This is a genomic window from Ruegeria sp. CG1, assembly GCF_056537265.1.
The window spans coordinates 660970-673814 of the sequence record NZ_JBQFRF010000001.1; the positions used below are offsets into that span (position 1 = coordinate 660970).

The 12845-nt window shown below is 55.5% G+C and carries 15 protein-coding genes and 1 pseudogene; 10 read left to right on the forward strand and 6 right to left on the reverse strand.

Annotated features, from left to right (window positions below):
* Positions 1-1887: an AMP-dependent synthetase/ligase gene (locus tag ACR0AU_RS03345; protein WP_480569677.1), complete on the forward strand. Its 1887-nt coding sequence runs from the start codon at positions 1-3 to the stop codon at positions 1885-1887.
* Between the two features lie 30 nt (positions 1888-1917).
* Positions 1918-3078: an ABC transporter substrate-binding protein gene (locus ACR0AU_RS03350; RefSeq protein WP_170393109.1), complete on the forward strand. Its 1161-nt coding sequence runs from the start codon at positions 1918-1920 to the stop codon at positions 3076-3078.
* A 60-nt stretch (positions 3079-3138) separates the two neighbouring features.
* Here ACR0AU_RS03350 and rpsI read toward each other — a convergent pair whose 3' ends face one another.
* Positions 3139-3624, reverse strand: a complete 486-nt coding sequence (rpsI, locus tag ACR0AU_RS03355; protein ID WP_010440030.1) for a 30S ribosomal protein S9 — start codon at positions 3622-3624, stop codon at positions 3139-3141.
* Positions 3625-3630: 6 nt separating this feature from the next.
* Positions 3631-4089, reverse strand: coding sequence for a 50S ribosomal protein L13 (gene rplM / locus ACR0AU_RS03360; protein ID WP_039536983.1), 459 nt, complete (start codon positions 4087-4089; stop codon positions 3631-3633).
* Between the two features lie 239 nt (positions 4090-4328).
* Between rplM and ACR0AU_RS03365 the strand changes: the two genes are divergently transcribed.
* Positions 4329-4694: a nuclear transport factor 2 family protein gene (locus ACR0AU_RS03365; protein WP_480795262.1), complete on the forward strand. Its 366-nt coding sequence runs from the start codon at positions 4329-4331 to the stop codon at positions 4692-4694.
* Positions 4695-4697: 3 nt separating this feature from the next.
* Here the strand turns inward: ACR0AU_RS03365 and ACR0AU_RS03370 are convergent, their stop codons facing one another.
* Positions 4698-6101 (reverse strand): aminotransferase-like domain-containing protein, encoded by a 1404-nt coding sequence (locus tag ACR0AU_RS03370; protein WP_170610589.1) that lies wholly within the window; start codon positions 6099-6101, stop codon positions 4698-4700.
* Between the two features lie 99 nt (positions 6102-6200).
* Here ACR0AU_RS03370 and ACR0AU_RS03375 point away from each other — a divergent pair, with 99 nt between their 5' ends.
* Positions 6201-6428, forward strand: coding sequence for a YjiS-like domain-containing protein (locus ACR0AU_RS03375; RefSeq protein ID WP_170393113.1), 228 nt, complete (start codon positions 6201-6203; stop codon positions 6426-6428).
* 59 nt (positions 6429-6487) lie between these two features.
* Here the strand turns inward: ACR0AU_RS03375 and ACR0AU_RS03380 are convergent, their stop codons facing one another.
* Entirely contained in the window at positions 6488-6931 is a 444-nt protein-coding gene (locus ACR0AU_RS03380; RefSeq protein WP_170510386.1) for a PaaI family thioesterase, read from the reverse strand.
* A gap of 49 nt (positions 6932-6980) precedes the next feature.
* On the opposite strand from ACR0AU_RS03380, the pseudogene ACR0AU_RS03385 reads away from it, so the two are divergent.
* The 4 genes and pseudogenes from ACR0AU_RS03385 to gluQRS all read left to right on the forward strand — a co-directional run.
* Positions 6981-7775 (forward strand): annotated as a pseudogene (locus ACR0AU_RS03385) (enoyl-CoA hydratase); the annotation flags it as partial.
* Between the two features lie 251 nt (positions 7776-8026).
* Positions 8027-9367, forward strand: a complete 1341-nt coding sequence (gene trmFO / locus ACR0AU_RS03390; protein ID WP_170405674.1) for a methylenetetrahydrofolate--tRNA-(uracil(54)-C(5))-methyltransferase (FADH(2)-oxidizing) TrmFO — start codon at positions 8027-8029, stop codon at positions 9365-9367.
* A gap of 38 nt (positions 9368-9405) precedes the next feature.
* Entirely contained in the window at positions 9406-10020 is a 615-nt protein-coding gene (locus ACR0AU_RS03395) for a class I SAM-dependent methyltransferase (protein ID WP_170595665.1), read from the forward strand.
* A complete protein-coding gene (gene gluQRS / locus ACR0AU_RS03400; RefSeq protein WP_480795263.1) occupies positions 10017-10862 on the forward strand; it encodes a tRNA glutamyl-Q(34) synthetase GluQRS in 846 nt (281 codons plus the stop codon). The genes ACR0AU_RS03395 and gluQRS overlap by 4 nt, the downstream gene beginning before the upstream one ends.
* A 23-nt stretch (positions 10863-10885) precedes the next feature.
* On the opposite strand, the gene hisI is transcribed toward gluQRS, so the two are convergent.
* Complete coding sequence (hisI, locus tag ACR0AU_RS03405) at positions 10886-11275, reverse strand: phosphoribosyl-AMP cyclohydrolase (RefSeq protein WP_480795264.1); 390 nt, start codon at positions 11273-11275, stop codon at positions 10886-10888.
* 48 nt (positions 11276-11323) lie between these two features.
* Between hisI and ACR0AU_RS03410 the strand changes: the two genes are divergently transcribed.
* Both ACR0AU_RS03410 and ACR0AU_RS03415 read left to right on the forward strand, forming a co-directional pair.
* Positions 11324-11776 (forward strand): iron-sulfur cluster assembly scaffold protein, encoded by a 453-nt coding sequence (locus ACR0AU_RS03410; RefSeq protein WP_480795265.1) that lies wholly within the window; start codon positions 11324-11326, stop codon positions 11774-11776.
* 55 nt (positions 11777-11831) lie between these two features.
* Complete coding sequence (locus tag ACR0AU_RS03415; protein ID WP_170393121.1) at positions 11832-12470, forward strand: MarC family protein; 639 nt, start codon at positions 11832-11834, stop codon at positions 12468-12470.
* 185 nt (positions 12471-12655) lie between these two features.
* On the opposite strand, the gene ACR0AU_RS03420 is transcribed toward ACR0AU_RS03415, so the two are convergent.
* Entirely contained in the window at positions 12656-12778 is a 123-nt protein-coding gene (locus ACR0AU_RS03420; RefSeq protein ID WP_255612104.1) for a hypothetical protein, read from the reverse strand.
* Positions 12779-12845 lie beyond the last annotated feature (67 nt).

Consider the following 12845-nt stretch of genomic DNA (forward strand, 5'->3'; position numbering starts at 1 on the left):
ATGGACGCAAGCCCCCTGCCCCCTCAGACCAGTATCAACGGTGTGCAGTTCAACGCTACGCCAGGTCAGAGACCCCTGCGAGTCGATGGCTGTGTCACGATATGCGAGTTATTCCAGAAACGCTGTGCCGAACTGGGACCGCGTACGGCGCATCGCGAGAAGGACTTCGGCATCTGGAAATCCTACTCATGGGCCGACTACTGGCAACACGCCAAATGGATCGGGCTGGCCCTGCGCAAGCTGGGTCTGCAACGTGGCGAGGTTGTCTCGATCCTGTCCGAAGACCGCAAGGAATGGGCGTGGTTCGACATGGGCATCCAGTGTGTTGGAGGGATTGCTTCGGGCGTCTACACCACAGATTCGGCCAGCCAGTTAAAATACCTGATCAATGACAGTGGCAGCCGGTTTCTGATCGTTGAAGATGAAGAGCAGTTGGACAAGTTCCTCGAAGTCGAGGCGGATCTGTCCGATCTGCTCAAGGTCATTATCCTTGAGGATGAAGGCCTGCACGACCTGGATCATCCGCGTTGCATGATGATCGAGGACTTGTATGCTCTGGGGCAGCAGGCTGAGGTCGATGAACCCGGCGCATTCGAAGCAGAAATCGCTGAAACCACGTCACAAGACACCGCCCTGCTCATATATACGTCAGGTACCACCGGTAATCCCAAAGGCGCCATGCTAAGCCATGAGAACATCATGGCCGCGATTGAGGCAGGGGCGCATTCCCTGCCCTCCCAATCAACCGACGAACAGCTATGTTTTCTGCCGCTCTGTCATATCCTCGAACGCGACGTGTCGATCTACTACCCGCTTGCGATGAAGACTACTGTGAATTTCGCTGAAAGCCCCGAGACAGTGTTCTCCAACCTGCAAGAGGTCTCTCCCGCCACCTTCACTGCCGTCCCGCGCGTGTGGGAGAAGATCTACTCGCAGGTCATGTTCATGGCGAAAGAAGCAACGCCCACAGGGCGCTTCGCCTTTGCACAGGCGCTCAAGTCTGGAATGGCGCGGGCCGAATTTATCCTTGCAGGCAAACCTGTTCCAGCACCGATCGCTATGCAGTTCTGGCTTTGGGATCGGCTTGTTCTGCGCAACCTGCGCCGGATGCTGGGCTTAGATCGTCTCCGCCGAGGCGGCTCTGGTGCAGCGCCGATCTCTCCCGATTTGCTCAGGTGGTATTGGGCAATTGGTGTGCCCATTGTCGAGGGCTTCGGTATGACTGAAACCGCCGGCATAGCAGCGCTGAACACGCTTGAGGCCAACAAGATCGGCACCATTGGAAAACCTGTTCCTGGCAACGACCTGCGCATCGCGGAAGACGGAGAAATTCAGGTCAAAGGCCTGAACGTCTTTCAGGGCTACTGGCGCAACAATGCCAAAACAGCCGAAAGCTTCACCTGCGACGGTTGGCTGCGCACTGGGGATATGGGGCATATCGACGAGGAAGGCTTTGTCACCATCACAGGGCGCCTCAAGGACATCATCATTACTGCGGGCGGTAAGAACGTCACGCCCGCAGAGATCGAGAGCGGGTTGAAGTTCAGCCAGTATATCTCGGACGCGGTGATCATCGGGGATCGGCGCAAGTATTTGACGGCGCTAATCATGATCGATCAGGAAAATGTCGAGAAATTCGCACAAGAGCGCAAGATCCCCTTTTCGAACTTTTCTTCCCTTTGTGCTGCTTCCGAAGTGACGGAGCTGATCGGCGAGGAAATCGCAGCGGTTAATAAGGACTTTGCGCGGGTCGAACAGATCAAGGATTTCCGGCTGATCGACGTGTTGCTCACTGCCGAAGATGAGGAGCTGACGGCGACGATGAAACTCAAACGTGGTCTGGTGGAAAAGAAACACGCACATCTCATTGAAGATATGTACAATTAGTTAAGGGGCGACCCAACAGGGAGGAGAAGTATGAAACACTTATTTAAGGGCCTTGCCGCAGCGACGGCATTGACTGCATCTGCCACGATCAGCTGGGCGCAAACACAAGGCGTGACAGATGACGAGATCGTCATTGGCTCAGTCAACGACCTCAGCGGCATCTTCGCTGCTGTGGGCGTTCCGGCCACCAAAGGCGCAAATGTGGTCTTTGATCGCGTCAACGCCGAGGGTGGCGTGCATGGCCGCAAGATCCGCTTTGTCGTCGAGGATAACGGCTATCAGATGCCACGCGCGATGCAGGGCTATAACAAGCTGCTGAACCGTGACAAGGTTTTCGCGATGTTGCAGTCGCTGGGTACGCCGATGAATGTTGCTGGGTTCAAGCTGCTGGATCCGAAAGGTATTCCCAACGTCGCACCTCTGACCGCCGCGCGGCAAATGCTGCAAGAGCCGATGAAGAACAAGTTCACCTCGTTCTCGACCTATTACGATCAAGCTCGGATTGGGGTGAAGTATCTGAACGGTGAATTTGGATCGCAAACCGTTTGCACCATGTACCTGCCTACTGATTTCGGTGAGGAAATTCTGGAAGGCAGCAAAGCGGGAGCCGAAGAGGCTGGCATCACTTTCGGCGCTGAGACCACCCATAAACCGGACGAGACGGATTTCGTGGGGTCCTTGAGCAAGCTTAAAGAAGAAGGTTGTGACATCGTCACGATGGCGCTCGGCGTGCGTCAGGCAATCACTGTTGTTGGAACGGCCAAGAAAATGGGCCTGACCGACATGAAGTTCCTCGGCACCTCTGCCAGCTTCCTAACCGTGGTGGCGCAGGTGCCCGGTGGTGTGACCGACGGTTTCTATGCGGCGGCCTCATGGCTGGATCTCTGGGCGCGCGCCGAAGAGCCCGCCCCGGCAGCATTTATTGCTGAATACAAAGAGGCTACGGGCGAAGACCCGGTCGGATTTTCAATGCTGGGCTATTCAGCGGCCGAGATGATGGTCAAAGCACTTGAAGCTGCAGGTCCTGATCTGACGCATGATAGCTTCATTGCCGCGATGGAATCTCTGGATTACATGGATGAGTTGGTCGGCAACCAGATCACATATGGGCCCGATGACCATCAGGGTGCTGACTCTGTGTTTGTCAGCGTCGTCGAAAATGGTGCGTGGAAACTGGTTTACGAAGAATAAACCGACCAAGGAAAAAGGGCTCGCAGTTGCGAGCCCTTTCCAATTCGGTATCCGTAGCGATTAACGCTTCGAGAACTGGAACGAACGACGCGCTTTGCGCTTACCGTATTTCTTACGTTCCACAACGCGGCTGTCGCGGGTCAGGAAGCCTGCGGCTTTCAGAGCGCCACGCAGGTTGGGATCGTACAGTTGCAGCGCTTTCGAGATGCCGTGCTTGACCGCACCGGCCTGACCGGTCAGGCCACCACCTTTGACGGTTGCAACAACGTCGAACTCACCTTCCACACCAGCAACCTGGAACGGCTGGCGCAGGATCAGCTGCAGAACGGGACGCGCAAAATACTTGTCCTGATCCTTTCCGTTCACGGTGACCTTGCCGGAACCCGGCTTGATCCAAACGCGGGCAACAGCGTCTTTACGCTTGCCGGTGGCGTAGGAACGACCCAGCTCGTCACGTACGGGTTCACGTACGATGACTTCTTCGGCCACGGTTTCAACGCCTGCGACGGCGCTCAGCTCTTCGAGAGTATTGATCTGATCAGCCATCGGTCATTAGCTCCGGGTGTTTTTCTTGTTCATGGACTTAACGTCCAGAACTTCGGGCGCTTGCGCCTCATGAGGATGCTCGGCACCTGCGTAAACGCGCAGGTTGGTCATCTGCTGACGCGCCAGACGGTTGCCCGGCAGCATGCGCTTGACCGCTTGGGTCACGACGCGCTCGGGGTGTGCACCCTCGAGGATCTGCTGCTTGGTGCGCGACTTGATGCCGCCCGGGTGGCCAGTGTGCCAGTAGAAGTTCTCTTCGCGCTTCTTGCCGGTCATCTGGATTTTGTCAGCGTTGATCACGATGACATTGTCGCCCATGTCCATGTTGGGTGTGAACGACGCTTTGTGCTTGCCACGCAGGCGCATGGCGACGATCGAGGCAAGACGGCCCAGAACAACGCCCTCGGCGTCGATCAGGATCCATTTCTTGTCGATGTCTGCAGGTGTTGCAGAAAAGGTTTTCATGGCAGGATAGTCCTGTTTGATGTGAAAGACCGCCCCTTGGCGGAGCGGCCCGAATTCGATGGAGGGGGTTTAGACCTACTAGTTATGCAGGTCAATACAGGCAAAGTATAATATATCTATCAATAACAATAACTTATAAAATAGGTATTATTTTACCCCAAAATTTCTTCGGCATATCCAATTTTGCGTAGCTTAGTTAAGCTAGACTCAACCAAGATCATCCAATGTCGGAGGTGGCTATGCAAGAATTGGAACAGGTTATCGCTGCCTATGGTGCGGCATGGCAGTCGACCGATCCCGAAAGGCGACTGAGCTTTCTTGAGCAGTGTTTTGCACAAACTGGTCGTTACGTCGATCCAACTGCAGAAGTTTCCGGCAGAGATCAACTCAATGCCCATATCGGAGCGGTTCTGAGTGATACAAAGGGCCGAGTTGAGCTGACCAGTGAGCCGAATTCACACCATGATGTGGTCCACTTCACCTGGCATATGATTGCTTCCGATGGGTCCATTATGGTTACCGGGCATGATTTCATTCGTCTCGATGTCGATGGCAAGATTGCACATTTGGCGGGCTTTTTTGGCGACCCTGCCCCATTGCAATAGGTACTAGACGCTTATTTGCTCGGGCGGGTTGTCCAGCAATGCGCGCAGACGCAGCATGGCGTCTTCGAACTTCTCAAGCGAGACATGCCCATTCACCGCTATACGAACGGCATTTGGCGCGCGACCATCCCGCAGCGCGAATTCATCGGCCGATCGCAGCTGAATACCTTCCCGCTCGGCCGCCCGGCTGAACGCAGCAGACCGCCAACCGGAAGGCAGATGAAGCCAGACGAAGGGAATCTCAGAATCCCAGTTTAGATCGAAGCCACCCAGGGCGTTTACCGCCACACGTACATATTCGCCCATCTTGGAGCGAACGTTTTTTGCAAGTTGCCTCGCCTCTGGATGTCCCAACAGCAACCGCGTCAACTCAGCCAAAGGCTGGGCGAGCCCGAAATACCCGTATTCTGCAGAACGCCGCAGATCGACGCTCTGCTCTTTCGGTGCGATGGCGAAACCTACCCGTAATGCTGGTGTGAGAGTTTTCGAAATTGACGAAACATGCCAGCCCCGTTCGGGTGCCAAAGCACGATAGCTGGGCGCGCGGGCCTCGCCCATGCGATAGCAATCGTCTTCGATGATCTGTAATTCATGCTTTCGCGCAATCTCGACAACTTCTTTGCGCCGCTCCAACGGTGAATGCCCGCCCGTTGGGTTCTGCACTTCGGGTGAGACGCAGATCGCCTGCGCCTTCGTTTGCCTGAGAATGTGGTCCAGCGCATCGGGGCTTATGCCCCATTTGTCCATTTTTACCCCGACAACCTCGGCGCGCATCAACTCACCTGCCCGTCTGAACCCGGCATAAGACAAGTCCTCAACCAACACGATGGGTTTCGGATCTTTCAGAACGGTCTGGAACACAACGCAAATGCCACTTTGCCCACCATGTGTCAGTACAATGTCATCTGCATTAATTGAGCCCAGAGGAAGATCTGACAACCAGTCGGCCACAACCTGGCGCACGGGTAGGTAGGCATCTCGGGTCGGATAGTTCATAAACATCCGCGGATCGCCTTTTGCAACCTTTTCAAGGCATTCGCGGATTAATGTCACCTGCCCCACATCCGGCAAGCGTGGGCTGAACAGGCTGACATTGGATTCATATTTGTCGTCCCTCAGATGTAGCTGCCGCGACCAGACATCATCCAGAATGGGCGATCTCGGCGGGGCTACAAATGTACCACGCCCGACCTCGGCTTGTAGCAAACCTTCATCGGTCAGGATCGTATAGGCGCGCGCGACAGTGCCTGGTGTAATCTTTAATCGATACGCTAACTCACGCACCGGAGGCAGTTTCTTTCCAACCTCCAGTGTTTTGTTTTCTATCGCTTTTCGGATCGTGTCAGCGACCAGAGTATATTTTGGACCTTTGGATTTCGGTAACGCCTCTGGCCAAATTGTATCCATTACAATTCTTCCTTTGATTTCGACACAATGCTGAATGTATCAAAGCAGTGTACCGAATATTTTTACTTTGTGTCAATACAATATGAAAGGATACCCAAGATGACACGCGCAATGCACAACCCCGCCCTCTTGCTGCTGAACGACAGCCCCCGGCTGCCGCTGATCGCCGCGCTGGCCGTGCGGTTTGCGGCGTCGGTCACACAATGGGAACAACGCCGCCGCAGCCGGGTAAACTTAGGTAAGCTGGATGACAGGCTGCTCCGCGATGTCGGGCTGACCCGCCATCGGGCAGATGCAGAAGTCAGCCGCTATTTCTGGATGAAATAGACTATCCCCAGTCCCATCTAAGGGACCTCTTCCTGGCCGGGGTTTATCCCCGGCCCTTTTTACCCAAAGGCAGCAGCGGCTGAGCCTTCTGGAGGAAGCGAATAGGTCATGCTGGCCCGCGCGACGGGCTTGTCAGAGCCTTCCGAGTAAATCAGCACATCCCCGACAGCTAGTGTTCGACCTAATTTCAACAACCTACACTCAGCAATCAGGTCCGCCCCGCCTTCGGGCTTGCGCAAGAAATCCAGAGAACTGTTGGTCGTGACAGCCAGAGATTGCCGACCTTTCCGCGCCAAAACCATTGCATATACACTGACATCGGCCAGCCCGAACATGGATGGACCAGATACTGTGCCTCCGGGGCGCAGGTGACGGTCTTCGACCCTCAGGCGCATGGTGATGTTGGCTTCTGTCAGATCCTCGACGACAAAGTCATTATGAACCTGTGGAAACACCTGCGCCAGGTATTCCGTCAACTCTTGTTTATTCAGTGCTAATGACATGCTTCCCCTCGTCGCTCTGCCCGCCTAGAGTTGGCCTGAACGCCAGCGGGAGGGCAAGATGGCAATTCTGGAACGTAACGATACAGGTGCGATTGCACGGCTTCGAATGAACGCGCCTGAGCGGTTGAACGCCCTCAGCGATGAAATGCTGGCGGCCCTGCAGGCAGAGTTCGATGCGCTGCGCGAAGACAAGTCGATTCGTGTTGTTGTTCTTTCCGGTGCGGGGAAAGCGTTTTGCGCGGGGCACGATCTGAAACAGATGACCCAGGGGCGGCAGGCACCCGATGGTGGGCTTTCCTATTTTCAGGATCTGTTCGACCGATGTGCCAAGATGATGATGTCCATTCAGTCCCTGCCCCAACCCGTGATCGCCCAAGCGCACGGGATCGCCACTGCCGCAGGGTGTCAGCTTGTAGCAACCTGTGACCTGGCAATCGCGGCCGAGGGTACACGGTTCGGCGTAAATGGTGTCAATATCGGCTTGTTCTGCTCCACTCCGATGGTGGCTCTCAGCCGGAATATACCGCGGAAACAGGCGTTTGAAATGCTCACGACCGGTGATTTTATCACCGCCGAACGCGCGGCTGAGCTAGGTCTGATCAATCGAGCGGTTCCCGAGAACTTGTTGGAAGATGAAACCAATGCGTTGGCCGAGAAGTTGGCAGGCAAGCTCAGCAGTGCGGTGAAAGTCGGTAAAACCGCTTTTTATCAACAGATTACAATGCGGACTGATCAGGCGTACGATTATACCGCCGAGGTAATGGCACAGAATATGATGGACCGGAATACTGAGGAAGGAATTAGTGCCTTTATCGAAAAGCGCCCGCCTGATTGGCACCAGTAACGCAATTATTTAATACATTTTTGCCGACTGTTCGCATTTTTTCACTTTTCAAAAGGGCGACACTGTGGCAAAGCTGGGTCAAGGCCAAGGCCTGACCATACTTTTGGGTCGCCGTGGGCGGAAGGTCCCTCCAAGCTGGTTTCTCTCACCGGCGTTGACATTCCCGCAGCGGCGACCCCAAGAATCCCCCTCAGAACTAAAGCGATTACTGCGCATTGCGCATGGCGCTGCTCTGCCCTATTTGGCAGCACATGACAGAGACATTGCATATCGTGGGCGGCGGCATGGCCGGGTCCGAGGCCGCCTGGCAGGCAGCGGAAATGGGCGTGGATGTTGTGATCCACGAAATGCGTCCTAATGTGGGCACGTTTGCACACCAGACCGGCAATCTGGCCGAGATGGTGTGTTCGAACTCATTCCGATCGGATGATGATGAACAGAACGCAGTCGGCTTGCTGCATTGGGAAATGCGCGCGGCAAACGGGTTGATCATGACGACCGCAGATAGCCATCGCCTGCCTGCGGGTGGCGCGCTTGCGGTTGACCGTGATCCTTTTGCCGAAGCCGTAACTGCCAAGCTGAAGGCCCATCCACGGGTCTCGGTCTCAGCGGAAGAAGTAACCAGTCTACCCCAAGACGGAAAGTGGATCTTTGCAACCGGGCCGTTGACCTCGCCCGCATTGGGGGAAGCCATTCGCGCAGAAACTGGTGCCGAGGCGCTGGCCTTTTTCGACGCGATCGCCCCCATCGTCTATGCAGACAGCATTGATATGAGCAAAGCCTGGATGCAGTCACGCTACGATAAGGGCGAGACTGAGGAAGAGCGTACCGCCTACCTCAACTGTCCGATGGATCGTGATCAGCACGAAGCCTTCATTGATGCGCTGCTGGCTGCAGATAAGACCGAATTCCACGAGGGAGAGACCGCTGGTTATTTCGACGGCTGTCTGCCGATCGAGGTTATGGCCGAGCGCGGTCGTGAAACTTTACGCCATGGCCCGATGAAACCTGTTGGCCTGACAAATCCGCATCAACCGGACGTAAAACCTTATGCCGTCGTCCAATTGCGGCGCGACAATGCCTTGGGCACGTTGTTCAACATCGTCGGTTTTCAAACCAAGATGAAATACGGAGCGCAGACCGAGGTATTTCGTATGATACCGGGTCTGGAAAATGCCAGCTTTGCGCGATTGGGTGGCATTCACCGCAACACTTTCATCAACTCTCCGACTTTGCTGGACGCGCAGATGCGGCTCAAGTCTAGGCCAAATATTCGTTTTGCGGGGCAAATCACGGGGGTGGAAGGGTATGTGGAAAGCGCAGCGATGGGCCTTTTGGCAGGCCGTTTGGCCGCTGCCGAAATACTAGGCCGATCCCTTCCCGACGTACCGCAAGACAGTGCGATGGGCGCATTGATCCACCACATCACGGGCGGCGCCGAAGCCAAGACCTTCCAGCCGATGAACGTGAATTTCGGTCTGTTTCGTCCGGTCGACGGCCTGAAGGGGGGGCGCCGAGGCCGCAAGGACCGCTACAAGGCCTATACCGATCGCGCAAAAGAAGTCTGGAGCGATTGGGTAAAGCAGTGTTGACTGGACGTCGCCCCCAGCCTGCGCCTAACATGTAAGGTATGAGCGATAAGTTTCTGAAAGACACATACAATCTGAATTCTGCCCAGGAAACGCACGATCACTACCAGAAATGGGCGGCCTCATACGATGATGAAGTCGGTGAGCACGGATATGTCACCCCGGACCGTGTTGCGGCAGCATTGAAATCCTTTGTCTCAGATGCTGATGTGCCGGTGCTGGACTACGGATGCGGTACCGGGTTGTCGGGTTTAGCACTTCGCAAGGCGGGTTTTCGTGTCATCGATGGGATGGATCCAACACCAAAGATGCTGGAAGGTGCCGCTGCCAAGGGGGTTTATCGCAACTTGATAAACTTCGAAGTTACTGATCCCAACCCCATTGAGGCCGAGGCTTACTCAGCCATAACGTGCATTGGCGTCATCGGCGTTGGTGCCGCGCCGCCTGAAACCTTTGATCTACTTATGAACGCGCTGCCACGTGGCGGATATCTGGCGTTTTCCTTCAACGATCACACTTTGGCTGACCGCACTTACACCGGGCGGCTGAACGACTGGCTAGACATGGGTCACGCAAGGCTGTTATTCCGCGAATACGGTCCGCATCTACCGGGTATGGACATGAAATCAGACGTTTATGTTGTTGAAAAAACGTGACATTCACAACGCGTTTTGCGCCATCGCCAACAGGTCCGCTGCATTTGGGGCATGCCTATTCCGCGCTTCTTGCGTTTGATCAGGCACGGGCTGCGGGTGGATCATTTCTTTTACGGATCGAAGATATTGATCAATCGCGATCCAGGTCCCATTGGGAAACCCAGATCTACGACGACCTGCACTGGCTTGGACTGCGCTGGCCGCACCCGGTGATGCGCCAGTCGGACAGGCTGCCGCGATACAGAGAGGCATTGGAGATTCTCAAAAACACGGGCCTGGTCTACCCTTGCAGCTGCAATCGTGCCGATATCGAATCTGCGGCCGGTGCTCCGCAGGAAGGTGTACCCCAGTTCGGACCTGACGGGCGCATCTATCCAGGCACGTGCCGCGACCGCCCTTTGTCGGATGCTTCAGCTGGTGATGTTCTGCGCCTGAACATGCACAAGGCAATCAAGGCATCCGAACTTCGTGGATTTTGTGAAACTGGTGCGAAGTATTTGGGAACGCATGAGCTTGATGCGCACAACCTCCTGAACGCGGTTGGCGACATCATTCTCGTTCGGCGCAATATGGGCAGTTCGTATCACCTGTCCGTCGTGGTTGATGATGCGGATCAGAACATCTCCCATGTGGTCCGAGGCGAGGATTTGTTCGAAGCCACGCAGATACATGTCCTATTACAAGGGCTGCTTGGGTTGCCGACACCTGTTTATCATCATCACCGTCTGATCCGGGACAACAACGGCAAACGCCTCGCGAAACGTGACGACGCTCGCGCCATCTCGCTTTATCGCGAACAAGGAGCATCTCCCGCTGAAATCAGAGAGATGGTGGGCATTTGACCTGACCACCATCAGAGGCCCCACTATTCCATCGGCTTCATGAGTTCGACTTCGGTCCCATCGCGGACAGCCGTGTAGAAACAGCTTCGCCGATTGGTGTGACAGGCTGGCCCCGTTTGGTTCACCACGACCAGCAGGCAATCCCTGTCGCAATCGACACGAAAATCCACCAGGGCCTGAAAGTGGCCTGAGCTTTCGCCCTTGATCCAGAACGCCTGTCGCGACCGCGACCAATACGTAACCCGTCCGGTTTCCAACGTGCGCTCGATGGATTGGGCATTCATCCAGGCCATCATCAGAACCTCACCCGTCGCTTCGTCCTGTGCGATCGCGGGGATCAAACCCGCCTCGTTGAATTTCAGTGTCGACGGATCGAACAAGACTGCGTCAGCCATCGCAAAAACCTTTTGCATCCCAGAATCCCGCCATTATGTATGGGGAATGGACAACGAGGGAAAGCCATGAGCGGCGAAACCGATCTGATCAAGCTCTATTCCGGACGCATCTTGGCGCTAGCTGCGGATATTCCGCATCTGGATCGCTTGGATAATCCCGCTGCGACGGTAAAGAAACGAGCCCCTTTGTGTGGATCGACCGTGACTGTAGACGTCAAGCTTGAAGATGGGCGGATCGTGGACTTTGGGCAAGACGTCAAGGCCTGTGCGTTGGGTCAGGCCTCGGCTTCGATCGTAGGCAGCGCCGTGATCGGGGCGACGCGGTCGCAGGTCGAAACCGCACGTGATCAGCTTTCCGCAATGCTGAAGAAAGACGGCCCTGCCCCCGAGGCGCCCTTTGACGGGCTCGAAGTTCTGATGCCCGCGCGGGACTACAAGAACCGCCACGCGTCAATCCTGCTGGCGCTTGACGCGACCGCCGAGGCGATGGAGCAGGCCGAACAAGCCAACTGCGCCTGATTGGCTTTTCCATACAAAGCCGTATAGGGTGCCCCCAATGATTGGGGGGGCTAACGTGAACAATTTGCTGGAACATTTTGTGACGCTCTGGGTCGTGATCGACCCGATCGGCACCATCCCCGTCTTTATCGCTGTCACTGCTGGGATCGCGACGGGTGCGCGTCGTAAAACCGCTTTACTGGCCGCGTTGGTCAGCGCAGGCATTCTGCTGTTCTTTCTGATCTTTGGGCAACTTGTGATCGAGGCTTTGGATATCGGCCTTAACTCGTTTCAGGTTGCAGGCGGAATTATTCTGTTTCTCTTCGCTCTGACCATGATCTTTGGCGAAAGCAAACAGGTGATCGAGCAGCGCCAGGCCGAAGAAGACTTGGACGACAAAATGCACAAGACCAATCCGGCCATATTCCCTTTGGCCGTCCCTTCGCTTGCGTCACCGGGCGCGATGCTGGCGATAGTGGTTCTAACGGACAACAACCGATACAGCGTCGCCGATCAGAGCATCACTGCACTGGTTATGTTGGTCGTTATTGCCATAGCGTTTGTGCTGATGCTGCTGGCCGAGCCGATCATCCGGTTGATCGGGCATTCCGGCGCGGCGATCATCAGCCGCGTGATGGGGATGATCCTTGCATCTGTCGCCGTAAATTCAGTTCTATCCGCCACGATCGAAATCATCAAAACCGGACAGCTGTAAAAAGAACCGCCGCACCTTCCGGGCGGAAAGGGCGGCGGCAAGTCATGCGTTTCTCATGTAGGGTCCGGATCACCGCACGGGGCCGAGGCAGGCCCCTTCAAGGGAAATGGGACAGGCAGGTCACCCTTGACTATGACGGGGAGACAAGCGCGGTGTGATCGGCACGAGATCGCAGGCAGAAAGGCTTAGAACCCGGTTGGCAGGTGAAGGGCAACCACCAGCATCACAACCAGTGAAACCGCGCCCGCTGCATCCTGCAAAATCGTGGATTGTGAACGGGTAAAGGCAGTTTTGATCTGGCTCAGCATGGTCTCACCTCCGGTCAGGTTTAATCCTTTGTTGACCTTTTGTTCTCATATTTTAACGAGTCGGTAA

Bases quoted from the DNA above. Each gene is read 5' to 3' on its own strand.
- ACR0AU_RS03345 (WP_480569677.1), top strand. From the start codon at position 1: ATGGACGCAAGCCCCCTGCCCCCTCAGACCAGTATCAACGGTGTGCAG.
- ACR0AU_RS03350 (WP_170393109.1), top strand. From the start codon at position 1,918: ATGAAACACTTATTTAAGGGCCTTGCCGCAGCGACGGCATTGACTGCA.
- rpsI (WP_010440030.1), bottom strand. From the start codon at position 3,624: ATGGCTGATCAGATCAATACTCTCGAAGAGCTGAGCGCCGTCGCAGGC.
- rplM (WP_039536983.1), bottom strand. From the start codon at position 4,089: ATGAAAACCTTTTCTGCAACACCTGCAGACATCGACAAGAAATGGATC.
- ACR0AU_RS03365 (WP_480795262.1), top strand. From the start codon at position 4,329: ATGCAAGAATTGGAACAGGTTATCGCTGCCTATGGTGCGGCATGGCAG.
- ACR0AU_RS03370 (WP_170610589.1), bottom strand. From the start codon at position 6,101: ATGGATACAATTTGGCCAGAGGCGTTACCGAAATCCAAAGGTCCAAAA.
- ACR0AU_RS03375 (WP_170393113.1), top strand. From the start codon at position 6,201: ATGACACGCGCAATGCACAACCCCGCCCTCTTGCTGCTGAACGACAGC.
- ACR0AU_RS03380 (WP_170510386.1), bottom strand. From the start codon at position 6,931: ATGTCATTAGCACTGAATAAACAAGAGTTGACGGAATACCTGGCGCAG.
- trmFO (WP_170405674.1), top strand. From the start codon at position 8,027: ATGACAGAGACATTGCATATCGTGGGCGGCGGCATGGCCGGGTCCGAG.
- ACR0AU_RS03395 (WP_170595665.1), top strand. From the start codon at position 9,406: ATGAGCGATAAGTTTCTGAAAGACACATACAATCTGAATTCTGCCCAG.
- hisI (WP_480795264.1), bottom strand. From the start codon at position 11,275: ATGCAAAAGGTTTTTGCGATGGCTGACGCAGTCTTGTTCGATCCGTCG.
- ACR0AU_RS03410 (WP_480795265.1), top strand. From the start codon at position 11,324: ATGAGCGGCGAAACCGATCTGATCAAGCTCTATTCCGGACGCATCTTG.
- ACR0AU_RS03420 (WP_255612104.1), bottom strand. From the start codon at position 12,778: ATGCTGAGCCAGATCAAAACTGCCTTTACCCGTTCACAATCCACGATT.